Here is a 25,207-nt window from a genome sequence, read left to right on the forward strand (position 1 = left end):
TTTTACGTTGTATGTTGTTGAACTAAATAGGCAGCCCCGATAATTCCTGCATCATTACCAAGTTGCGCTACTTTAAGTTCACAAACCTCACTCACTCGAGGTAAGGCATATTTTGTAAATGCCGTTTTTACGATGGATATGAATTGATCACCTGCTTTAGAAACACCGCCTCCAATTAAAATCTTAGAAGGGTTTATGACTGTTGCTAAGTTGGCAATTGCAAACCCAAGAACATCACCAGTATGCTCAATTATAGCTTGACTAATTAGATCACCATTACCTGCTAAATCAAACACATCTTTAGCTGTCAATGTGTCGTTTTGACGATAATAGGTTGCAAGGGTACTAGTAGGATCTTGATCTATTTGGTCCATCGCTTGTCGTGCAATACCAGTTGCGGAAGTGATTGTTTCCAAACACCCTTTTTTTCCACAATTACACTGATAACCATCAGGGTCTACGGTAATATGACCAATCTCACCAGCAGTACCATTAACACCGTTTAAGATGTTTCCTTTAGCGATAATGCCACCACCAACTCCGGTACCAAGGGTTACTGCAATTAGATTATCAGCTTGATTACCAGCACCTTTCCAGTTTTCACCGAGAACGGCAATATTAGCATCATTTTCAACAAATACGGGTACGTTTGCAATTGATTCAAATTGCTCTGCTAATTGGAAATTCTTCCAGCCAATATTTACGGCTTCATACACTAGACCTGTATTTCCATCAATAAAGCCGGGAGCACCCACTCCAACACCTAGTATTCTATTAAATGAATAAGCATTAATTTTTTCCTGAACTGAATTCCATATATCATGAACGACTGAAATGCCAGTTTCTGATTTTGTTGTTGGAACTTCCCACTTATGTAAAATAATCCCGTTTCTATCGATCAAACCAATTTTACTAGTTGTTCCACCAATATCAACGCCAACAATAATATCATCCATTGTGTGTTCACTCCTTTATAACACGTAATTGTATTTATTTTACCAAATATATTAGGAAAAGGGAGAATTATTTAATTCTTTATATAATAGACTTGCGATTCATATGGCTTTAACCGTATGTGGGACGAAAATGTTCGGTTGAGGGATATATGGTAGAGTCAGATCTTATGGATTCGACTTTTTTCCTCTTAGTAAAGTTATTTCTGTATAGTAGCTTCTATACAAGGATGATAGTTTTATTATATATAAAGCTTTTTAATTATTAAAAATTACTGAATATTATATTGACTTTATAATAAATACACACTAAAATGTAGTTTAACTACATAAATTATTCCAAAATAAGTAGTAAAACTTCTTAATTTGAAGCAAAAGGATGAAGCCAATGTTCAATGGCATGGAACGTATACGTCAAGGGATTCCTTCTTTAAGACCGTCTGAGAAAAAAGTTGCAGAATACATAATAAGTTATCCCAAAAAGGTGTTAAATATGCCAATTGCACAACTAGCATCAAAAACAACTACAAGTGAAGCAACTATTATTCGTATGTGCAGATCGTTGAAAATTCAAGGTTATAGAGAGTTAAAACTAAGTTTATCAGCATCTTTTAATGAAGAAAGTATTGTTACAGATCGGTATAAAGATATCTCTGCTGGAGCTAGTATATCTCAAATAATAAAATTTGTATCCCATAATAATTCTCGGTCAATAAAAAACACCTTATCGATTATTGAAGAAAGAGAGATTGAAACATCTATAAACCTTTTAGATGAAGCGAGAAAAATAGTCGTTATAGGGGTAGGCGCTTCAGCTATTGTTGCCTTAGACTTTGAACAAAAATGTAAGCGCATTAATAAGTGGTGTGAAGCACTTACAGACAGTCATACACAACTTACATCAGCTGTTCACCTTAATGCTAGAGATGTTGTCATTGCAATTTCATATTCCGGAGAGACAAAAGAAATTGTTGATACAATAAAAATTGCAAAACAAAATCAAGCAGGAGTCATTTCGCTTACCGGGTATGGAATTAATAAAGTGCAAAGCCTTTCTGATATAAATTTATATGCATCGCCATTGGAAAAAAGTATACGAAGTGGAGCTACAGCATCAAGGATTGCTCAATTAAATATAATAGATATTCTCTTTACTGGATTAGCTTCTTTAAATTTTGAACAATCAGTTGACTTTTTAGATAAGACAAGGGAAGTTATCCAAAATAGGTTTTAATGTGGTGATAATTGTGGTATTTAACAAGATAAACAGTATTTTTAATAGATATATAAATGAAAACTATTTTTCAGGTGGAGTTTGTTACATCTCTATTGATGGTAAAAAGGTTTTTCACAAAGCATACGGAACATCCAATAGGATTGAAAATATACCCTGTAATAATAATACTATTTTTGATCTGGCAAGTGTCACTAAAATTGTTACTACTACCATTATTTTAAAAATGATAACGGAAAATAAGTTGTCTTTGTCTACAAAATTAGAGAACTGTTTGCCGGATGTATCGACAAATCATGAATTAGCTCCTATTACAATTAAACAACTTTTAACTCATAGTAGTGGGTTGAAATCATGGCACTCTTTTTATTCACATAGTCAAGAATCTAATAATATTTATAATATATTTAATAATATAGAAGTAAGACATAAATCAGAAAATAGAGTTGTGTATAGTGATTTGAATTTCATATTACTTGGTGAAGTTATTAAGTGTTACTTTGATAGTAGTTTACAGGAAATAATTCATAATGATCTAGCAAGGCCGTTGAAATTACATACGCTTACATATAACCCCAAATATAAAAAAGGCATTGCTGCAACAGAATTTGGTAACAAAATCGAAAAGAAAATGTGTCTTGATCGAAATTTTCATTTCACTGGTTGGCGTGATGAGAAGAAACCTATAGTGGGGGAGGTTAACGATGGTAATACATACTATTTTTTTAAGGGAGAGTCAGGTCATGCAGGATTGTTTGCAAATGTTAAAGATATAGTTTCAATAGGAGAATTGTATTTGAAGGAGGGAATATTTGAGGGAGAAGAAATTATCTCAAAAGAATTAATAGCCGAATCGTTAAGAAGGCAAGTTGAAAATAGAGGATTGGGTTGGGAGGCCTCTGAAATTTATCCGAATGGATTTGGACATACAGGTTTTACAGGAACCGCAATATGGATTGAACCAAAGAGAAAAATTGCAGTTGGTTTACTGACAAACCGATTGCATGTGGATAATCCACAAAATATCAATCCATTTCGCAGAGAGATTTTTAAAGAGATTTTAAAGCAAATATCTTAAAACAAAGGGGATTTATTATGTTTAAAAAACATTTTTTGTTTTTTTTATTACTTATTGTAACTTTGGTAGCAACAGCTTGCTCAGATGATAGTGCTTCAACAGAAGAAAATGCGGGAGATTCTAGCGTAGAACAAGTACTTAAAATAGCTAATGATCAGGAGCCAGCAGGTTTAGATCCACATAAAACCCCTGCACATTCTTCAGTTAGAGTGTATTCAAAGGTTTATGAGGGGTTAGTGACCTTTGATGAGAATATGAAAATTGTTGGGCAGTTAGCCAAAGATTGGGAACAACCAAATGATACGACTTATATATTTAACTTGGTTGAAGGTGTTAAATTTCACAATGGACGTGAAATGACAGCTGAAGATGTTAAATATAGTTTTGAACGAATTTTAAATAAAGAAACAGCATCACATATAGCATCCTATTTTTCAAATGTAAAAAATATTGAAGTATTAGGGGATTACCAAATTAAGTTTGAATTAACAGAACCAAATGCAACGTTTTTAACTAATCTAACTAATTCAAGTGCTGCTATCGTGGCTAAAGAGGTTGTTGAAGAAAATGGGGACTTACAACAGGTGGCTGTTGGAACAGGTCCATTTAAATTTAAAGAATGGGTTCCAGATAGTACAGTAACCCTAGTTAAAAATGAAGATTATTATATTGATGGATTACCTAAGTTAGATAAGGTGGTCTACTATACAATGAAAGAAGAAGCAGCTCGGTTATCTGCGATTCGAACAGGCGAAATCGATTTGACGACACTAACTGCAAAGTCTGCATCACTTTTAAAAGATCAAGAAGCTGTAAACGTTAAGGGTTACCAATCATTGGAGTATAGTTATGTCGGATTTAATGTTGCAAAAGAACCTTTCAATGATCCAAAAGTTAGACAGGCATTAAGTTTGGCAACAGATCGACAAAGTATTGCTGATATTGTATGGGATGGGGATGCAATTATTTCTGGTCCAATTGCACCATCAATGGGAGATTGGGCAATTGATGTAGAAAAAGAAGAATTGTATCAGCGTAATCTAGAAAAAGCGAAAGAACTATTAGCTGAGGCTGGTTATCCAGACGGATTTTCTACAGTAATTACTACTGCGTCTACTTATGCTGATATGGTCGATACAGCACAATTATTACAACAACAGTGGAAAGAAATTGGTGTTGATACGGAAATTCAGCAAATTGAGTGGGGTGAGTATATAGATACCTGGTCAAACACATCGGCAGATATTTTAGTGGGAAGAAATGGCTCAGGTACAGATCCAGACCGTGCAATGAATTATTTCTTCCATACGGATGGATCGGCTAATGTCTGGAATTTTTCTAATAGTGAATATGATGCGATTGTTGAAAAAGGAAAAAGTACCGTAGATCAAGAGAAACGGAAAGAAATTTATGTAGAGGCACAAAAAAAATTACTTAACTTATCACCTAACTTATTTTTAGTTTCTCCTAAAAATTATGTTGCAGTAAGAGATGGTGTGGAAGGTTATACACCATATCCCCATAATGGTGAAGATATTGATGAAGTGTATAAAAAATAATAGTAGAAGTGCTACTTTTTAGTGGCACTTTCTATTCTCTTATTAAGGGTGAATATTGATGTATACATATATAATTAGACGAATTTTGATGCTATTTCCAGTTCTTTTTGGAGTATCTATATTTATTTTCATCGTTATGCGTATCGTCCCAGGTGATGTTGCTATGACAATTTTAGGAACAGATGCAACACCAGAAGCTTTAGAACAGCTTCGAAAGGATTTTGGATTGAATTTACCATTATACGAACAGTACTTTAATTGGATTGGCGGTGTATTAACTGGTGATTTTGGTGAATCAATGCGAACAGGGCAAGAAGTATTACCAGATATTTTAAATCGATTTAAATTAACATTTGAGTTAACATTTTTGTCTGCACTTATATCATGGTTTATTGCTATTCCATTAGGGATTATAGCTGCAATGAAACGAAATAGTAATGTCGATTTTGGTGTAAGGATTATATCACTTTTAGGTGTATCTGTTCCCAATTTTGCGCTGGCAACAGTAATCATTTTAATTTTGGCATTGGCATTTTCATATAGTCCACCTGTAGGTTATGTAGGTTTTTTTGCAGATCCATTGAAGAATTTAGAAATCATGATTATACCAGCAGTTGTTCTGGGTACTTCGATGGCTGGTGCTGTAATGAGGATGACGAGATCATCTATTTTAGAAATTTTACGTCAGGACTTTATTCGTACTATAAGAGCTAAAGGGGCAAAGGAACGGATTGTTATTTTTCAGCATGCATTAAGAAATGCAATGATACCTATTTTAACCATTATAGGATTGCAGATTGGAACATTACTTGGTGGAACTGTCATCATTGAACAGATATTTTCATTACCAGGTTTAGGCCAATTAGTGCTTACTTCCATAACACAACGAGATTTCATCGTCGTGCAAGGTGCAGTACTATTTATAGCATTTGTGTTTGTAATGATAAATTTACTAGTTGATATTCTTTATTCTTATTTAGATCCAAGAATAAGTTACAAATAAGATTTCAGATAGAGAATTTAGAAAGAGTGATTCCATGAGACAGTTTATTAAGCGTTTAAGGCAAGATAAAGTAGGGCTAGTAGGTTGTATCGGTGTTTTAGTAGTTGTTGTAATTGGGTTGTTAGCACCGATCATAGCACCATATAGTCCTGAACAAATGTTTACGAAACATACAATGGAAGGACCAAGTGGCCAATTTATTTTTGGTACTGATGAATTTGGAAGGGATATCTTCTCTAGAATAGTTTATGGGGCACAAGTTTCATTGAAAGTAGGATTAATAGCGGTTGGAATAGGTGCAACAGGCGGGTTGTTTTTCGGTTTAATAGCCGGTTATTTGCAAGGTAAGGTCGATCAAATCATTATGCGAATTATGGATGTTTTTTTTGCATTTCCAGATATTCTTTTAGCATTAACTATTGTAGCTGTTCTTGGGCCAAGCGTTACAAATACGATGATTGCTATCGGAATCGTGTTTACTCCAGTCTTTACTAGAATTGTGCGTGGAACAGTTATCGGAGTAAAAGAAAATGAATATATAACAAACGCTGTTGCGATAGGAGTTTCTCCTATTAAGATTATTTTTAAACATATAACCCCTAACATTATGGCACCTTTTATTGTGCAGATAACACTGGGGTTGTCGGGTGCAATACTTACAGAAGCGGCATTAAGTTTCTTAGGATTAGGCGTGCAGCCACCAGATCCATCATGGGGTGTAATGCTAGATTCAAGTCGTGCATACATGGAGTTTGCGCCATGGACTATTTTATTCCCAACTGGTGCAATCGTATTTACTATTTTCTGTTTCAATCTATTTGGTGATAGTTTAAGAGATATCTTAGATCCGAAGCTAAAGTAAGGATCTTTTATAAGTTGAGGTGAAAAAAGTATGGGAAAAGCATTAGGTATTGGGTTGATGTCAGGTACCTCGTTAGATGGAATTGATGCGGTATTGGTTGAGATCGATGGAATGGGCGGAAATGTTGATGTAAAGATTATTGAATCGTTAACTAGGCAATATTCAGATAAAGTACGGATGGAAATAATGGACATATGCTCCCCTGAAACAGCGACATTACCCAAAATTTCTTCTATGAATATGTATTTAGGAAAAGAATTTGGTGATATTGTAAATGAACTAGTAAAAAAAGCAAATTTATCAAATGAAGACGTCCATTTCATAAGTTCACATGGACAAACTATCTATCATCAGCCCTTTCAGGGTAAGAATGAATTTGATGTTGCAGGTACATTGCAAATAGGAGATATCTCTATGTTATCTGAAGCCACTGGTATTGCAGTAGTTGGTGATTTTCGTACAGCGGATATGGCGGCAAATGGCCAAGGTGCCCCACTTGTTTCATTTGTTGACTATTTATTATTTAATAATCCTAATAAATCACGAGCGATACAAAATATAGGTGGAATTGGGAATGTAACCTATGTACCTAAAAACAGTTCGAGTGATGTAACACAATCTTTTGACACAGGTCCTGGAAATATGGTTATTGATGAAGTTGTTTTTCGTATTACTAATGGCGAACTAACCTATGATAAAGATGGTGAAATAGCAAAAAAAGGACGGATAAATCAACAACTATTAGAAAAACTGATGAGTAATAAATATTTTAACATAACACCACCAAAAACAACTGGACGAGAACTATTTGGTAGACGGTTTGTTGATACTATTTTTGAAGAATATGGAAATCTATCATCTGAAGATTTAGTTTCTACAATTAGTGAATGGACTGCTTTATCAATTGCATATAGCTATAAACACTTTTTGGAAGAAAAAGGGTATGTGATTGATGAAGTGATTGTAGGAGGTGGAGGTAGCTATAACCCGTATTTGATTGGACGTTTGAAACATCATTTACCAAATATGAATGTATATAGACATGAGGATTTTGGAATTTCGAGTGATTTAAAAGAGGCAATGGCATTTGCCGTGCTAGGATATCAGTGTATCAAAGGTAAGTATAATCAAATTCCGACTGCAACTGGTGCGTATAAGGAAGTTATTATGGGAAAAACAGCCTATACACATCCCGATGCACTCGAGCGGCTAGATTCTTTGAGGAGAGTTGAATGATGAGCACATTATTGGATATAAAAGACTTATCAGTTGACGTAACAATCGATAAGCAAGAATTTAACGTTGTAAATAATTTATCTTTACGTATAGATAAAAAACAAAAGTATGGAATAGTTGGTGAGTCAGGCAGTGGTAAAAGTCTAACATCTTTGTCCATATTAAATTTGTTGCCAGATGTTTTACATGTAAGTAATGGTCACATAATGCTTGATCAAACTATTAATCTAACCAAACTATCAAAAAAAGAAATGTTGAACATTCGAGGTAATGAAATTTCAATCATATTTCAAGAACCGATGACTGCATTAGATCCGTTATTTACAATAGAACATCAGATTTCAGAAGTACTAAAGTTTCATGAAAAATACACAAAAAAAGAAATGAAGCAGTTGATAATCGACATGCTTGATAAGGTTGGGTTTTCACGGCCAAAGCAAATATTGAAAAGTTACCCTCACCAGCTTTCTGGTGGAATGCGACAACGAGTTATGATTGCTATGGCTTTAATTTGTAAACCAAAGCTGTTAATAGCGGATGAACCGACAACAGCGCTAGATGTAACTATTCAAGCGCAAATTCTTGATTTAATGAATGCGTTAACGGAAGACTATGATACTTCTATTCTAATGATTACACACGATTTAGGTGTAATTGCTGAAACATGTGAACGAGTGGCAGTAATGTATGCAGGGACATTAGTTGAAGAAGCGAGCGTTCAAGAATTATTTAAGAATCCAACACACCCTTATTCAGTTGGATTGTTAGACTCTGTAAAATCGTTAGGTGATCGTACGAAAAAATTATATTCTATCCCCGGAAATGTACCAACACCAGCACAATTAAATGAATCTGGGTGCCGTTTTGCATCGAGGTGCTCACATGTGATGGATATTTGTCGTAAGCAGGATCCACCTCAATTTGTGATTAATGATGATCATAAAAGTAAATGTTGGTTATACAAAGATGGGGGGAAGAAAAATAATGAGCACTACCAACATACTATTGAAAGTAAATAATTTAAAAAAGTACTTCCCTCAAAAGTCAGGAGTATTAAAAAGGCCCAAGAATTTTGTACGTGCTGTTGACGGGATTAGTTTTGAAATAAATGAGGAGGAAACGTTTTCTCTCGTGGGTGAAAGTGGTTGTGGAAAGTCTACCACAGGTCGTTCCATTTTACGTTTGCATGAACCAACATCAGGCGAAATTCTATACAATGGCAAAAATATATTGAATTATTCGACAAGAGATTTTCGAAAACTTCGTAAAGATCTTCAGATGATTTTTCAAGATCCATATAGTTCGTTGAATCCAAGAATGACAGTAAAAAAATTACTAATGGAACCACTGCTTACGCATAATATTTGTACAAAAAAGGAAGCAGAAGAACGAATTATAGCTATCGCTGATAAAGTAGGACTAGCTAAAGAACAGATTAATCGGCATCCACATGAGTTTAGTGGGGGACAACGTCAACGAATTGGTATTGCAAGGGCTTTAGTTTTAAATCCAAAAGTAGTTATACTTGATGAAGCAGTATCCGCTTTAGACGTTTCTATTCAAGCGCAAATATTGAATTTGTTAATCGAGCTTCAGGAAGAATTAAAACTAACTTATCTATTTATATCACATGATTTAAACGTTGTTCGACATGTTAGTGATCGAGTTGGTGTGATGTATCTTGGACAAATGATGGAAATGGCGAAAACGGAGGAGCTTTATAGTGATCCATTACATCCGTACACAAAGTCTCTGCTATCGGCGATACCTTCGAGTGATCCTACTGAGAAAAAAGAACGCATTATTCTACAAGGCGACGTACCAGATCCATCAAATCCGCCATCAGGATGTCCATTTAGACTTAGGTGTCCAATGGCGCATGAACGGTGTAAAGTAGAAGAGCCGATGTACCAAGAAGTAAAAGATAATCATTGGGTAGCGTGCCATTTATATAACGAAATAAATTAATTTTAGGTCAATACCATACTCATATAAGAAATAAACTGTATTAGTTGAAATTAATCATTGTTAACATGAAGGATGAATAAATATATGGAATATGTAATGGGGATTGATGGCGGTGGAACAAAAACAATTGCGGTTATTGCAGACATGAATGGGTTTGTTGTTGCGAAGTCTCAAGCAGGTCCCACTAATCCTAATGTGATGCCAATAAGTAAAATCAAGCAAACGTTTAAAGAACTAATGAATGAACTAAGAAAACAAGTCCCTATACCATACGAGAATGTAAATACGTTATTTGCAGGTATGTCTGGAGCTGGTAGCAAAAGATCTAAACATATTTTAAAAGGTATGATACAAGAAGCTGTACCTCACATTTCCAATATAGGTGTTGAAATAGATACGATTAACGCACTATATAGCGGAACATACGGTGGACCGGGAATTGTTCAAATTGCAGGAACTGGTGCCATAACTTATGGTGTAAATAATGAGTCAAAACATGATCGGATCGGTGGATGGGGATATTTATTTGGGGACGAGGGTAGCGGATATGATATAGGGCGTCGTGCGGTGATTGCCGCTCTTAAATACTATGACGGACGGGGAATTGAAACGACTTTGTTAAATAAGCTATATACCTATTTTGATGTAAAAAATCCTCGAGAAATAATAGAAAAAATATATGCTTCACGAATCCCTAAAGTAGAGATAGCACCACTTTCAAAAGTTGTATTTGAAGCATATAAGCAAAATGATATAGTTGCAAAAGAGTTATTATATGACGTTGTAGAAGAATTAGAGCTAAGTATTAAAACTTTATATAGTAAACTTTTTCAACCTAATGAAGAAGTCATTGTTGTATTATGCGGTGGTGTTTTTAATGATAATGATGTATTACCACCATTAATTACGAACAAATTACAATATGGTAATATGAAGATAACTATTCCGATAATGTCTCCAGTTGGGGGTTCAATAATAGGAGCGTATATCATGCAACATTTCAAACCAAATTCAAAAATAATAGAAGCTATTGCGAAAACAATCTAATCAATTGAAACTGTTAAGTAGGTGATAAAGGTGTCTTATACAAAAGGTGGGCTTGTAATTTTGAAGGAAATGGTAACTAGCCTACCCCCATCAGAGCAAAAAATAGCCCAGTATATTTTAAATAATCCAGAGGAGTCTATACTATTAACGGCGGTAATGTTAGGAGAAAAAAGTCAAACAAGTAGTGCAGCGGTCATAAGGCTTTGTAAGTCCTTAGGATTTAATGGCTTTCAGGAATTAAAGATCCGGGTTGCAGGAGATATGCAGGCAGAAGATGTCAAAGGTTATCGTGACATTGAATCAAACGAATCCTATAAAAGTATTATTGATAAGGTTACATCTAATACGATTCAAACGCTTCAAGAAACAGTAGATATAATGAGTGAGGGAAACCTTAGAAAAGCTGTAAAAAAACTTTCCAAAGCAAAGTCAATTATTTTTATAGGCTTTGGTGCTTCAAATATTGCGGCAAAGGATGCGGAACAAAAGTTTTTACGAATTGATAAAAATGTACAGTCATTTTCGGATGTTCATTTAGCGGCTACCTCCATTGCAAACAAAGGTAATGATGATGTTATTGTTGGGATTTCTTTTTCAGGCAATACCAAGGAAGTCGCGAAATTATTACGTCTTGCAAAACAAAAGCAATCAACAACTATAGGTATAACAAAGTACGGTAACTCAGAAGTGAGTGATTTTTCTGATATCCTACTACATACATCAGCGGCAAGAGAAGCAACATTTAGGAGTGGGGCAACCTCTTCACGTATTGCTCAGCTACATGTTATTGATATTTTATTTATGTGTTTAGCTTCTGAAGAATATGAGGAGACCGTAAAACACTTAGATCAGACAAGAGAAGCTGTCTCGTTTTTAAGAGATAAAAAATTTAATGGAAAACGACAGTAACTTGTTTTTAAAACTTCTTAGTAAAAATGTATGTAAATTGAAATTTTATTACTGTTTTTTAATGATTCGTTGACAAAAAAATTCACTAAGACTATAATGAAAACAACTATATGAAAGCGTTTTATTTATAAAGAGTAATATAGAAATAATACATAAGAGGAACAAGTGCTTATTATATCTTTATCTTTAAAAAACCGAATATTTAAATACTGATTTACTTAGATAAGGAGAATACCATGCTGATGAATTTATCAAGCTTAACTACCGAACAACGAAATCCAAAAAGTATGCATTTAGATGAGATGTCAACAAATGATATTTTAAAGACGATTAATGAGGAAGATAAAAAAGTAGCACTAGCTGTTGAAGCAGTTTTACCTAAAGTTGAAATTGCTGTCAAACATATTACCAATGCATTGGCAAATGGTGGACGACTATTTTATGTTGGTGCAGGAACTAGTGGACGACTAGGTGTCATTGATGCTTCCGAATGTCCTCCAACATTTATGACTTCTCCTGAAATGGTGCAGACTGTTATGGCGGGAGGGACTGGTGCTTTCTTTAATGCTGTTGAGGGGTCCGAGGATAATGAAGAACAAGGTGCAGCAGATTTAGAAGCTAGAAACTTGTCTAAGAATGATATTGTTGTTGGCATAACTGCAAGTGGGCGAACACCATATCCGATTGGTGCGTTAAAATATGCACATGAGCTTGGCGCTTACGCTATTTCATTATCATGTAATGAAAATTCATTGATTAGTAGTTTTGCAGATTGTGAGATAGAAGTTGTTGTTGGACCCGAAGTTTTGACAGGTTCAACTCGAATGAAAGCCGCTACTGCACATAAAATGATTCTCAATATGATCAGTACAACAACGATGGTAAAACTGGGAAAAGTGCATGAAAACCTTATGGTTGATGTACATGCTAGTAATTTTAAGCTAATGGAACGAGCAAAACGAACTATTATGGAAGTTACAAATGCATCATATCACGAAGCTGAACGCGTACTTGGTCTCACAAACAATGAGGTAAAACCAGCCATTGTGATGATAGAAGCTGAAGTTACCTTAAACGAAGCAAGAGAGGCTATAAAGCAAAGCAATGGCTATGTGAGAAAAGCAATTGATTTGTTGAAATAGTTAAATAGTTATTTTAGAAACCCCATCAATAGTCACATGAACTGTTGATGTGTTTCATATATATTAATAAAAATCAAAGGGGGCAAATATGGTGAAGAAATTATTTAATGGCCGTTTATTGTTTCTGTTGGTTGCGATGCTAATGCTAGCATTAGTTGCAGCGTGCTCATCAGACGATGATAAAGATAAAGACGGTGAAGCAAAGGGCGAGGAAACTACGGACAACGGAAGCAGTGATGGTGAAATTTCAGGAGACCTTGAAATTCAGTATTTCGTAGGTGGTTATGGTGATTCTTGGTGGAAAGAGGTCATCGGTGATTTCAAGGAAAAATATCCTGATGTAAATATCATTGAACATGCTGGTCCTAATATTAACGAAGAAATGCGTTCTCGCTGGGTTTCAGCGGATCCACCTGATGTAGTTTATATTGATGGTGCTGGATCAAGTGAAACGCAAATGGTTGAAGATGGTCAACTGATGGATCTAACGGAATGGATTAAAGGTGTGAAATTAGAAGATGGAACTCCATTAATGGATAGTTTTATAGTGGAACCTGCTCAGTATGATGATGGTAAGATCTACAGCTTGCCATTGGTATTTGATACATGGGGTACTTGGTATGATAAGGCTTTATTCGAGGAAAAAGGATATGAAGCTCCAAAAGACTTTGAAAGCTTTATGAGTACAATGGGTGAGATAAAAGAAGGAGAAGACATTGCTCCATTTGTCACAACTGGACAATATCCATACTACTTCTTACGAGGAGTACTTTATCCAGCCTTTGCAGCAGCAGGTGGCGAGGAATTACTTGCTAATGTTATAGACGGTGCTGAAGGAGCTTGGTCTAGTGACGCAGTGTTAGAAGTTATGAAAAAAGTAGAAGAAATGCAAAAAGCTGGCTATATTGATGAAGGATTTGGTGCATTGAACCATACGCAATCTCAAATGAACTTCTTACTTCATGACAATGCATTTATTCCTGTAGGGTTCTGGCTACCAAATGAAATGGCAAAAGATACACCTGAAGACTTCAAATATGGATTCATTCCATCACCGATGAATAATGCAGGTGAACCAGGTGCTATCGTTCCAGATTTACGCCCACTTGCAATTGCAAAAGAAGCGGAAAATCCTGAAGCGGCTAAAGCATTTGTAGAATTTGTCTTCACAAAAGAATATGCATCATTGTTCTCAGAGCATACTGGAGCAATTATGAACTTAACTGGTGTGGATCTTTCAACTAATGAAAATGTACCTGAATATTTAATCGATGCAAATGCAATGATTAATGACCCTGAACAGGTACAAATTTATAATAAGCCACATCCAATGAGTGCGGATCTTGAAACACCAATTAGCAATTCACTCGTTTCATTGATGCTAGGTAATATTTCCGCAGAAGAATTTGTGAAAGAAGCAGAAAAAGCTGCAGAACAATATCGTAACAGTAAGTAATTGATGTGCGGTATGGAATATAGGGGCGCGTATATGTGCCTCTTAATTCCATACCATTTATTTAACAAGAAAGTATAAATTTTGAACAAAGTTGTAACTGGATAGCAGGATAAGCAGCGTCCAGCTCCAGCGCCCAACGACTATTGGACTTCTTTCCCCTCCTTACGATAAGTCAACATCGATTCGCTTACGCTCATCGTGTTTCCTTTATCTCATACGGGGCAGTCCAGTCCATACGTCGCTTACCGGGCGCTTCCGCTTTTGTTCTAAGAAAGGTGATTGGATGGTACAGTCTAAGAAGCAAAAATATCTATTTCTAGCTTTTTGTTTACTTCCTACCTTTATTATGTTTGCTATTTTTACCCTTTATCCTTTGTTTAGTGGTTTGTACTATTCGTTTTTCGATTGGTCAGGGTCAGCAGAAAATAAAGAATTTATTGGTATTGATAATTACATACATTTATTTAATGATGCAATAATCGCCGATACGATTATTCATGACTACTTTTTAGTAGTTACAAAGGTTATTGGAATTATGATTCTAGCAATGTTTTTTGCTGTAGCCTTAACACAGCTAAAGATAAAAGAAGCACCATTCTATCGGATTATCTTTTTTTTCCCCAACATTATGTCAGTTGTAGTTATTGGTATATTGTGGACATTTATTTATAACCCAAGCATGGGCTTTATTAATTCAGGTTTGGAGTTTCTAGGGTTAGAAAGTTGGGCCAAGCCATGGCTGGGTGATGAGAAATGGGCATTGCCAAGTCTCGTTTTACCATCTATATGGGCAGGTATCGGATTATTTATGCTAATGCTGATGGGTGGTATAGCGAACGTATCGAAAAGCTATTATGAAGCAGCCGAGATCGATGGGGCGAATGAATGGCAGCAATTCTGGAAGGTAACCTTACCACTTGTTTGGCCACAAATAAAAATTTCCGTCCTTTATATCGTCATTACCACGCTAAATGGTTCATTTATTATTGTACAAATCATGACGGGCGGTGGACCAAATAACTCCACACATGTTATGGGTTCATACCTCTATCAACAAGCATTTAAGCAATATAACTTTGGGTATGGTGCAACCATTGGTGTAATGATTTTGATTCTTTCATTAATAACCGTATTAATCTTACAATTCTTTATGCGAAGAGATAAGGTTGAATATTAATCGGTTGTCTAAAAGAATCGAAAGGTATTGATGAAATGAAAAGGAGGAAATCAAAGTGAAGCGAAGTGTCGGTCAGATTTTGGGACGAACAGGGATACGAATCCCCTTGATTCTATGGACGATAGCAGTTTTGTACCCGATTTTTTGGATGTTTATTGGATCGTTTAAATCTAATGCTGAAATATATAAGAATCCTTGGGGCTTTCCAGAGACATGGAATTTTCAAAACTTTGTTGATGCATGGACAAATTATAATATAGATACAAGTGTTTTTAATAGTTTAATTGTAACAGTAGTAGGGGCAGTGCTTACATTGGTACTAGCAATCCCAACTGCATACGCAATTGAACGGTTGAATTTCCGTGGAAGTAAATTTTTATTTACCTTATATGTATCTGCAATGATGATCCCAATGGTGTTAGGGTGGATCCCATTATTCTTTCTATTATCGGATTTAGGTTTACTAGATAATATATTTGGTTTAGCAATTGTTTATGCGGTAAGCCAGCTACCATTTAGTATTTTTGTCTTAACTAGTTTTATTAGTACGATCCCTAAATCCTTGGAAGAATCAGCTGCAATGGATGGCATGTCTCCGTATCGTGTTTTATGGAAAATCATTACACCGCTTAGTATGTCAGGCATTATTACGGTAACAATCATGAATGCTATTCAGTTTTGGAACGAATATTTTATGGCATTGATATTCTTACAGTCGGAAGATAACTATACATTGGCTTTGGCAATTGACTTTATTAGTAATGAAGCAGAATATACGAATGCATGGGGTACACTTTTTGCTGGACTTGTTATTGCGATTGTTCCAGTAATTGTTCTTTATGCTATATTCCAGCAGCGAATTGCTAAAGGTATGACAGAAGGGGCAATTAAAGGGTAATTTTAAAATTTATAAGTGATACCTAGCTTTTTAGGCTATGTATCACTTTTTTAATGCCTATTAGAGGCTTATGGACTATTTTTTCTTTATTAGGTGAAATACTGACATAAATTCCAGTTTGTATAGTATAATAGCACTATTGTTTTCTAAACATTATAAAAATGTCAAATATAAGGAGGAGTAAAATGAAATTTTGTAAGCATTGTGGAGGAGAAATTTCCGCAAGTGCAAAGTTTTGTAAGCATTGTGGGCAAGATTTGACTGGAGAAAGTAATCAAAAAGATACCGAAGATAAAGACAAGGTAGAGGAATTTGTAGAAAAGGTAAATCACCAATCAGATGAACCTACAGATACAAATGAAACACCGGTAACAGAGAATGGACTGTCAGATGACAAGGATTCTGCTAATAAACCTGTTGTTCAATCGAAGAAATCTGAACAGGGCGGATTAGTCTCCTCAAAAAAATCAAGTGGTCAGCCATCAAAGCTTTCTAAGAAGTCAAAGATTCTAATGGCAGTTGCAGGAGCACTTATAGTATTATTATTTATTGCTTATCAGGTTGGAGCTTCAATGACATCAAAGGAAAAGATCCTCGAAAAATTTGAGGAAGCAATGGTTAAAAAGGATTCTAAGACTGTAGCTGACTTGCTGGCAACTAGTAAAAACATCGAGATTAACAATAGTACGGTAAAAGGATTTATTAATTACTATGCAGAAAACCCAAGTGAAATGGATTATTTAATGGACCACCTAAAGAGTCAAGCGAAGGAATATGAAACGAATCCGAAAGCCGCCGAAGCATCAGACGATTCTTCTTTATCTTATGCTGTTAATCTAATAAAAGACGGAAAAACGTTTGTTTATGATAATTTTGATATTCAGGTCAGCCCAGTATATTTTAATGTCTACACTAATTATAAAGACACGGAAATAAAGCTAAATGGTGAAGTTATCGCGACTGCTAATAAAGAAGATTTCACAAAAGAAGTTGGTCCTTTTTTACCTGGTACATATACCTTTACTGCTACGTATAAGAATGATTATGTAGAATTGACAGCGGAAGCAGAAAGCACAAACTTTGATCCTGGGTATACCGATGATGTAGATCTTTTTATCGAAGGGGAAGAAGTGACATTTGGTCTCCCGTACAATGAAGGATTTGATAGTGTAAAGCTGTTTATTAATGGGAAGGACTCTGGTATCGATATATTGAAAAAGGATACGGTTGGCCCAATTCTTACGGATGGATCCATGACTGCATCGTTTGAAGCGGAATTCCCTTGGGGCACAATGAAAACAGAGGAAGTTCCAATTGATTCATATTACGTTGAAGCAAAATTTGTAGCTAATGATGAGGTAAAACAATCACTCCAAGACACAATTGTTCAATTTAACAAGGAGTTATTAGCAGCCATTACAACGGCAGATGAAAAGAAATTTACGGTGGCAACTGAAGATGTAACAACAGATATTATTGATGATGCTAAATATGATAAAGAAAATGACTACTATTACAAAGGCAAATTCATTGGAGTAGATTTCAATTCTGAATCCTTTACAATAAACAATTATGGAGAGGGTTGGGTTGCTAAGGTTGATACTGTAACATATTTTGAAGAAGATTCGTGGTACGGTGATGAAAAACCAAAATTAGAAGAGGTTAATGACGACATTGGTTATGAACTTATTTACGATACAAAACAAAAGAAATGGAAAGTAAACTATTTAGGGTGGGGCGGTTCTATGGATGATGCTGAAATAATAGAATACCGTGAAAAAGAGGCTAAAGAAGTTACCTCTGCCTGGTTTAAGTAAATAGTTCAGTAGAAACACGCTTGGATTTTGATTCCAAGCGTGTTTTTTACTTTTCTAACTCAATATATTCCCGAACTAATTTCCATTCGCCATTTTCGTGTTGCCATATGAACATACATTTTGCTGTATGTGGTTTGAGATTAATAATGTTTAGGTAAATCATAGTTATAACCATATTCGTCAGGTTTTTCAATAGTGGAGTGAGCCCAATAACCAGTAAACTTATTAGACATAAATGACCGAATGTTATCGGCATTTTTGCTAGTAAATGCTTCGTTCCAAGCATCAAAGTAGTTTTTGATAGTTTCTTGTATCGTATTCATATTAGACCTCCTTCTTATAGTAATAGATTTCTATCTATTCTTTTCCTGCAATTGAACACAAAAAAAGCAAAGCAAACGAATTATGTTTGCTTTGCTTTTGTCTGAGTTTAATAAAGTAAATAGTTTGCCCTTACATCCTTAAATTCTTATAACGCATCTTGCCACTGTGCTTTCATAGCTTCTACAGGCTACTCTATCCTTCTAAATTTTTGGATGCTAATAATTCCGTTTTTCCCAACCATTACTAGATAGATTTATAGATACTCCATCTAGTTGAAGATTTGTCACATACCACCCTCTTGCATTTGTCGAAACGTCAGTAGTATAGGTGAAGCGGATAAACTTTGTGCCCGCTGGAATTTGAGCTTCTTTTGTCTGCCAATCAATACTAGTACCTGTTAATGGATCCATTACTTCCGTCCATTCCGTACCATTACTGGAAACTTCAACCGTACCAAAATCCCAGCCTTGCTCGATTCTGTACCAAGTATCAAATGTTAGTGATGCTTCTTCATTAACATTTACTTCTGCTGTTAATGTTTGGTTTAAATTATCGCCATATCCTGAGAACCATGCATTTCCTTTTTTTGTTGGCATCGCTACTGGAATCGCATCAGCAACTTTTCGTGCAAATTGACGCCGTGCCGGATTTGTTGAAACCGTCTCACGTGTGGGGTGAACACGGTTCGTTAAAAGAATTGCAATCGTATCATTGTTCAAATTTACAGCGATGGATGTTCCAGTATAACCCGTATGACCTATTGTCGAAGCTTCAGATAAGGCATCCATATACCATCCTTGTGCAAGCTCCCATCCTAGACCATGTTCGTCCCCTGGAAATTCTGGTATTTGATTTTTGACTAAAAGGTTGATGGTTTCAGGTTCAAGAATTTGTTTGCTACCATAACGTCCTTCATTAATAAACATATGTGCTAGTTTTGCTAAATCGCTGGCAGTGGAGAAAACACCAGCATGTCCAGCAACGCCATCAAGTGACCAGGCGCTTTCGTCATGTACTTCGCCCCAAACAAGACCTCTGTTTGTCCATGGCTGGTACTCTGTTGCGGCAATTCGGTGTTTCAATGATTCTGGTGGATTGTACATCGTGTCTGCCATGTTAAGTGGTCCGGTGAGTGTATCTTGAACGTATTCATCAAGACGTTTACCAGATAAGCGTTCGATTAAAGCACCTAACGTGATCATGTTCAAATCACTATAGGTGTATGTGCTACCGGGTTCATTTTCTAAAGGATACTGAAAAACATATTGCAGTCGATCCTCTCTAGAATCACCAATCGTATATAGTGGAATCCAAGGCTTAAATCCTGAGGTGTGTGTCATTAGCTGTCTAATTGTGACTTCTTCCTTGCCGTTTTGAGCAAATTCAGGAATATAGTCAGCCACAGGGTCATCAAGTTCAAAGTACCCTTCTTCGTAAAGCTTCATTGCTGCAGTTGTTGTAAAAATTTTACTTAGAGAGGCGAGGTCAAATATAGTGTCTTCATCCATGGCTATCGGATGATCAAATTCGGTCCCACTGTCATCCTTGTAACGAACCGCATCACCGTATGCTTTGTTCTGGACAATGTGACCGCGTCTTGCAACAAACGTAACCGCTCCAGGCATGATACCATCATCAATCATTGACTCCATGACGGAATCAATTTCTTTTAATGGTTCACTCATCATGCCTGCTCCCTTTGCAGAACCTGGATGTAGTACAGGTGATGTTGGTCCTGGTTTTCCCCATGAAAAAACAGGGTGTGGACGTTCTTGTGATTGCTTTTTCCCATGGTTTTCGATAGTAGGACTGTGATTACTGCTTTTTTCAGCATTTACTGACATTTGTGGAGTTAAAAGCATGGATGAAATTAGTACCATTGATAGTGAAACAGAATAAAAATTTCGTCTCATTGCGAACCTCCCAATTAGAGAATATATGAAAATGCTTACATTATTAAACATAATTGAATAATGATAGATTCGTCTATGGCGCATTAGTACTAAAAATATTGTGAAAGTTAAAAAAATCGTGATAAATGATGTGGGTAGATTAGATTAGTGTTAGGGGTGGAATTGGAAGAATTGAGTCGTGTTAGCGTTGTGCATGCTGGTGAATTCATGAAAATAGAATTTGTTTTTTTATTGAAGAGGAATGTATTATCTAAAATTAGCATGGGTTTTCGATGTATTAAACTGGTAGCAATCGAGTTCTATAGTAGACAATTCTAAAATGAGTAAAAGTGGGCTTATTTTTACCTTTTTAACTACAAACACTATTAGACAAACTTCCCCAAACTAGATTCATATTTAGTTCAAAAGACACTTGTAGGGAGGGGGGCTGCATGCTAAGATAAGCACGATGCAAGGGGGGGATTGATTGAACAGAGAAATGATTGATGACTTATTGCAGACCATCATAATCATGTCGGGTGAAGTGAAGGATTTACAAAAAAGCGGAAGTCGTTTGGATGAACTTGTTTCCGATATAGAAATAAGAATTAATGATGTAGGGTTGGATTTAAATGGGTTACAACAAAATATTCGTAAAATAGATCAGAACGTCACACTTGTAGTAAATGAACTTTCGAAAATTAGAGTAGCTAGGCAACCATTACATAAAGCAGTTAATTAAAGCGTGCAGGGGCAGGCTTATTTTTTTTGCAGTTTAATTATTATCTCATCTTAACCAAAACTGCTATCCTAAAAAGAAATACTAATTGATCAATAGGAGGAGCAATATGCCAAACTTCATTGCGATTCTTCAAAAAAATAAAAGCATCGTGTGGTTATTAATCTTGATAATCACCATCCTCTGGGGCTACGCGTGGGTCCTTATGAAAGAGGTCCTTACATACATGGGTCCATTTACTTTTTCATCTTTTCGATTTGGTGTCGGATCGATCACGTTATTATTAATTGTATCGATTTCGAAAATGAAATTACCTCCTAAGAATTACTGGAAACATTTAGTCATTGTCGGCATACTACAAACATCTATTGTTTTTTTACTTGTCATGTACGGGCTTCGATTTGTTGATGCAGGAAAATCATCCGTCCTTTTATATTCAATGCCAATGTGGAGCAGTATTCTTGCAGTAAAATTTCTCGGTGAAAAAATAACACCTGCAAAATTTACAGGTCTTCTTATTGGGATGCTCGGGCTTTTGACCATTTTAGGTTGGGATGTGTGGATTGGGCAAAGTGTTGATGTGATTTTTGGTGAACTGCTCATAATCATTGCAGCTGTTTCATGGGGTGTTTCCAATGTTTATTATCGAATCAAGCTTCAAGGTCTACCGAAATTACAAGTAAACACTTACCAAATGTTGTTCGGTACCATCGGAATAATTATTGCAACACTTTTTATGGAGTGGGGTCAGCCGATTGAATTTAATGTACATAGCATTTATTATATTTTATTTACTGGTGTTTTAGCTTCCGCACTTTGTTTTACGGTCTGGTTCTTTATTCTAAGTATTATTGATATGGTGACTGCCACATTGTCCACTTTGCTTGTTCCGATATTTGGGTTGGTTTTTAGTAGTTTTCTATTAGATGAGAAAATGTCAGTGGGAGTTGTGACCGGATCCGGATTGATCATAGTGGGAATAATTATTGCTCAGATTTCAAAGAAAAAACCTCGTTCTAGTTAGGGTAAACGAGGTTTTTCTGGTACTTAAAAGAATAATAGTCCAATAGAAATCGGAATAAAACTATACAATAAAATCATTACACAAAAACCCATGATATCGCGTACTTTTAATCCAGCGATTGCAAGGAGTGGTAATGCCCAAAATGGCTGGATCATATTTGTCCATGCGTCACCCCAAGCAACTGCCATCGCTGTTTTCGCAGTATCTGCTCCAATTTCTAGAGCTGCTGGAATCATGATTGGACCTTGAACTGCCCATTGTCCGCCGCCAGATGGGACGAAGAAGTTGACGATACCTGCACTGATAAACGTGAATAACGGTAACGTAAAATCAGTTGAAATACTAACAAACCATAACGACATTTGTTCGGATAGTCCCGATGTAACCATCATTCCCATAATACCTGCGTAAAATGGGAACTGAATGATAATACCTCCAGCATTTTTCACCGCCCCTGTTGCACTGTCCAAAAAGCGTCTAGGAGTTTTGTGAAAAATAATCCCCAAGAAAAGAAAAATAAAGTTTACAATATTGATATTTAAATCGAACCCGTTCGCCACAAAATGATAAACAATAAATGCAAGTCCCATTAGCCCAATTATTAATGAAACGATTTGACTATTCTCTAACCGTTCTGCCGGGGTCAACTTATCTGTAGAAGTTATTGTCTGCGAATCTTTACTATCATCAGATATGTCTGACTGCCATTGCGATGCATCTGTGTTATGTAGTGAATTTCGTGATTTCATCAAAAACCTGTTCAAAAATGGAAGTGTAAACAATAGAACAAAGACGATGAATAAATTGAAACTACTAAACAACGTTTCTGTGACAGGAATAACGCCCATTGTATCTTCCAAAAAGTGTCCAGGTGTTGCGATTAAGAGTGGAATTGACCCTGATAGTCCACCATGCCACAGTAGAAATCCACTATAGGCACTTGCCATCAGAACTCGATAATCCACTGTTGGAACACGTTTCGCTACATGGATAGCAAATAATGCCCCTACAACTATTCCAAATCCATAGTTGATTAAACATGCGATAGAAGCAACAAATGTGACGAGCAAAATTGCCTGTTCTGGCGTATTTGCTAGCTTACTAATTTTCGATAGTAGTTTTTTTACGATAGGTGTGTTTGCCAATATATAACCAGTTACAACAATTAAAGACATTTGCATGGCAAAAGCTAATAGATCCCAAAACCCAGTTCCCCAATACTCTACCATTTGGATAGGTGAGCTATTAGTGAAAAAGACACCTAAGAGAAATACGGCAAACGTTAATATGATTGCGAATAGGAATGCATCAGGTAGAAAACGCTGAACCATTCGGTCGAAGAATGATGTTAATGATTTGATCAAGACTTCTCTCCTCCTTCTTTGATACAGATTATATGCCTGTCTTGTTCATGACATGTGCTGTTTATAGGATTATATCAGTTTTACACAAACCTAGCACTATTTGAAAAATTCAACTACCAGTGATAGATTTTACAAGTGAATGTTTTTAGAACAATGAGGTGTATCTTATGGGACTTAGACAACTAAAGAGTAGGGTAGGTAGCATCTATTATGGTTGGGTAATTGTTTTCGTAGCAGGACTCGGTGTGTTTTTCTCGGGTCCGGGGCAGACGTATTCGAATTCCACGTTTATCGATGAATATATTCAGGATTTTGGCTGGTCTCGATCAGAGGTATCTAGTCTCTATTCCACCGCAACATTGATTGCTGGTTTTGGTATGATGCTTGTTGGTCGATTTATTGATAGGCTTGGCCAGCGTTTTATGATGGTAATGGTCGGAAGCATGTTAGCACTGGCATGTTTCTTTAATAGTTTTGTCTCATCAATATGGATGCTTGGTGTTGGTTTTTTCATCATACGACTATTTGGACAGGGAAGCATGACACTCGTACCGAAAACGCTTGTGGCTCAATGGTTTATTCAAAAAAGGGGAATTGCGTTAAGTCTAATGACGCTTGGAAGCTTTATTAGCGCGAGTCTGTTTCCTATTATAAATACATGGCTGATTCATACGTGGAGTTGGCAGCTCGCTTGGCGCTTTTGGGGAGCATTAATTCTCATTATATTTGTACCAATCGCATTTTTTACAGTTAAAAACCGTCCAGAAGATATGGGACTTGTGCCTGATGGGAATATGCATAAAGAAAAAAGTCAGCCGAAACTGGGAACGGTTGTCGAAGCGGCTGAGGAGGATTGGACTTTAAAGGAAGCACGAAAAACACGAGCTTTCTGGGCAATTCTCATCTGTGTAGGAATACCAGCAATGGTCAACACGGGGATCACGTTCCATATTATTTCCATTTTTGACGAAAACAACCTATCGCCAACAACAGCAGCCCTCGTACTAAGTTTAATGGCACTCGTCGGAATCCCAATGTCGTTTGTATCTGGATATATTACAGAAAAAATCAAAACGAATTACGTGCTCATGTTTATTTTTGTATTGGAAATTGTTTTGCTTCTGTTATTATTGGTTACTAAAAATTTCGCTATGGCAATTTTATTCGGCATCATTTGGGGTATAGCAAATGGGTTTGAGCGAATTGGACTGAACATCATCTGGCCAAATTACTTCGGACGGAAATACATCGGAAGTATTACTGGTGTGGGCTCTACCGTTATGGTACTCGGTTCTGCCTTTGGACCATTGCCATTCGGGGTTGGTTTTGATATGTTCCATAGTTATACATCTATCATTTTACTGACAATAGTATTTCCTGTTATCGGACTAATTTCTGCCTGGATTGCGAAAAAGCCGAAGAAGGAAGACGTGTTAGGATAATGTGTAATAATGAAGATTTTCTGTTGCGGCAGGGAATCTCCTTTTTTGTGGGATTATGGAACTATGTTTTTATAAAAATTTTA

The 25,207-nt window shown here is 36.0% G+C and carries 22 protein-coding genes; 18 read left to right on the top strand and 4 right to left on the bottom strand.

Annotated features, from left to right (window positions below; translation table 11 throughout):
* Nucleotides 1–2: 2 nt before the first annotated feature.
* Nucleotides 3–956, bottom strand: coding sequence for an ROK family glucokinase (locus tag CS937_RS17845; RefSeq protein ID WP_099159818.1), 954 nt, complete (start codon nt 954–956; stop codon nt 3–5).
* 385 nt (nt 957–1,341) lie between these two features.
* Between CS937_RS17845 and CS937_RS17850 the strand changes: the two genes are divergently transcribed.
* From CS937_RS17850 to CS937_RS17920, 15 genes are all read left to right on the top strand, one after another.
* Nucleotides 1,342–2,187 carry a MurR/RpiR family transcriptional regulator gene (locus CS937_RS17850; protein ID WP_099159819.1) on the top strand — a complete coding sequence of 282 codons (846 nt, stop codon included), beginning with the start codon at nt 1,342–1,344 and terminating at the stop codon, nt 2,185–2,187.
* Nucleotides 2,188–2,200: 13 nt separating this feature from the next.
* A complete protein-coding gene (locus CS937_RS17855) occupies nt 2,201–3,265 on the top strand; it encodes a serine hydrolase domain-containing protein (protein ID WP_176555879.1) in 1,065 nt (354 codons plus the stop codon).
* A 17-nt stretch (nt 3,266–3,282) separates the two neighbouring features.
* Nucleotides 3,283–4,824: an ABC transporter substrate-binding protein gene (locus CS937_RS17860; protein WP_099159821.1), complete on the top strand. Its 1,542-nt coding sequence runs from the start codon at nt 3,283–3,285 to the stop codon at nt 4,822–4,824.
* A gap of 58 nt (nt 4,825–4,882) precedes the next feature.
* The gene (locus tag CS937_RS17865; RefSeq protein WP_099159822.1) at nt 4,883–5,827 is read left to right on the top strand and encodes an ABC transporter permease; all 945 of its coding nucleotides are present in this window, start codon (nt 4,883–4,885) and stop codon (nt 5,825–5,827) included.
* 34 nt (nt 5,828–5,861) lie between these two features.
* A complete protein-coding gene (locus tag CS937_RS17870) occupies nt 5,862–6,689 on the top strand; it encodes an ABC transporter permease (RefSeq protein WP_099159823.1) in 828 nt (275 codons plus the stop codon).
* 30 nt (nt 6,690–6,719) lie between these two features.
* On the top strand, nt 6,720–7,925 hold the full coding sequence (locus CS937_RS17875; protein ID WP_099159824.1) for an anhydro-N-acetylmuramic acid kinase: 1,206 nt from the start codon (nt 6,720–6,722) through the stop codon (nt 7,923–7,925).
* Nucleotides 7,925–8,944, top strand: coding sequence for an ABC transporter ATP-binding protein (locus CS937_RS17880; RefSeq protein ID WP_342748229.1), 1,020 nt, complete (start codon nt 7,925–7,927; stop codon nt 8,942–8,944). The genes CS937_RS17875 and CS937_RS17880 overlap by 1 nt, the downstream gene beginning before the upstream one ends.
* Complete coding sequence (locus CS937_RS17885; RefSeq protein ID WP_099159826.1) at nt 8,910–9,893, top strand: ABC transporter ATP-binding protein; 984 nt, start codon at nt 8,910–8,912, stop codon at nt 9,891–9,893. The genes CS937_RS17880 and CS937_RS17885 overlap by 35 nt, the downstream gene beginning before the upstream one ends.
* 84 nt (nt 9,894–9,977) lie before the next feature.
* Entirely contained in the window at nt 9,978–10,940 is a 963-nt protein-coding gene (locus CS937_RS17890) for an N-acetylglucosamine kinase (RefSeq protein WP_099159827.1), read from the top strand.
* A 30-nt stretch (nt 10,941–10,970) separates the two neighbouring features.
* Nucleotides 10,971–11,849: a MurR/RpiR family transcriptional regulator gene (locus CS937_RS17895; protein ID WP_099159828.1), complete on the top strand. Its 879-nt coding sequence runs from the start codon at nt 10,971–10,973 to the stop codon at nt 11,847–11,849.
* Nucleotides 11,850–12,085: 236 nt separating this feature from the next.
* Nucleotides 12,086–12,991: an N-acetylmuramic acid 6-phosphate etherase gene (gene murQ / locus CS937_RS17900; protein WP_281251920.1), complete on the top strand. Its 906-nt coding sequence runs from the start codon at nt 12,086–12,088 to the stop codon at nt 12,989–12,991.
* A 136-nt stretch (nt 12,992–13,127) separates the two neighbouring features.
* Entirely contained in the window at nt 13,128–14,447 is a 1,320-nt protein-coding gene (locus tag CS937_RS17905) for an ABC transporter substrate-binding protein (RefSeq protein WP_425445488.1), read from the top strand.
* Nucleotides 14,448–14,730: 283 nt separating this feature from the next.
* Entirely contained in the window at nt 14,731–15,624 is an 894-nt protein-coding gene (locus CS937_RS17910) for a carbohydrate ABC transporter permease (protein ID WP_099159830.1), read from the top strand.
* Nucleotides 15,625–15,679: 55 nt separating this feature from the next.
* Nucleotides 15,680–16,522 (top strand): carbohydrate ABC transporter permease, encoded by an 843-nt coding sequence (locus CS937_RS17915; RefSeq protein ID WP_099159831.1) that lies wholly within the window; start codon nt 15,680–15,682, stop codon nt 16,520–16,522.
* Nucleotides 16,523–16,707: 185 nt separating this feature from the next.
* Nucleotides 16,708–18,339, top strand: coding sequence for a zinc ribbon domain-containing protein (locus CS937_RS17920; protein ID WP_099159832.1), 1,632 nt, complete (start codon nt 16,708–16,710; stop codon nt 18,337–18,339).
* 140 nt (nt 18,340–18,479) lie between these two features.
* Here the strand turns inward: CS937_RS17920 and CS937_RS17925 are convergent, their stop codons facing one another.
* Both CS937_RS17925 and CS937_RS17930 read right to left on the bottom strand, forming a co-directional pair.
* On the bottom strand, nt 18,480–18,662 hold the full coding sequence (locus CS937_RS17925; RefSeq protein ID WP_245835797.1) for a hypothetical protein: 183 nt from the start codon (nt 18,660–18,662) through the stop codon (nt 18,480–18,482).
* A gap of 216 nt (nt 18,663–18,878) precedes the next feature.
* A complete protein-coding gene (locus CS937_RS17930; protein ID WP_099159833.1) occupies nt 18,879–20,576 on the bottom strand; it encodes a serine hydrolase domain-containing protein in 1,698 nt (565 codons plus the stop codon).
* Nucleotides 20,577–21,042: 466 nt separating this feature from the next.
* Between CS937_RS17930 and CS937_RS17935 the strand changes: the two genes are divergently transcribed.
* Nucleotides 21,043–21,297 carry a hypothetical protein gene (locus CS937_RS17935; RefSeq protein WP_099159834.1) on the top strand — a complete coding sequence of 85 codons (255 nt, stop codon included), beginning with the start codon at nt 21,043–21,045 and terminating at the stop codon, nt 21,295–21,297.
* Nucleotides 21,298–21,403: 106 nt separating this feature from the next.
* The gene (locus CS937_RS17940) at nt 21,404–22,318 is read left to right on the top strand and encodes a DMT family transporter (RefSeq protein WP_099159835.1); all 915 of its coding nucleotides are present in this window, start codon (nt 21,404–21,406) and stop codon (nt 22,316–22,318) included.
* A gap of 23 nt (nt 22,319–22,341) precedes the next feature.
* Here CS937_RS17940 and CS937_RS17945 read toward each other — a convergent pair whose 3' ends face one another.
* Entirely contained in the window at nt 22,342–23,679 is a 1,338-nt protein-coding gene (locus CS937_RS17945; RefSeq protein WP_099160108.1) for a short-chain fatty acid transporter, read from the bottom strand.
* 170 nt (nt 23,680–23,849) lie between these two features.
* Here CS937_RS17945 and CS937_RS17950 point away from each other — a divergent pair, with 170 nt between their 5' ends.
* Nucleotides 23,850–25,124: an MFS transporter gene (locus CS937_RS17950; RefSeq protein ID WP_099159836.1), complete on the top strand. Its 1,275-nt coding sequence runs from the start codon at nt 23,850–23,852 to the stop codon at nt 25,122–25,124.
* The last annotated feature ends 83 nt before the right edge of the window (nt 25,125–25,207 follow it).

The sequence above is a fragment of the Virgibacillus ndiopensis genome (genome assembly GCF_900187325.1).
GTDB classification, from domain to species: domain Bacteria; phylum Bacillota; class Bacilli; order Bacillales; family Amphibacillaceae; genus Virgibacillus_E; species Virgibacillus_E ndiopensis.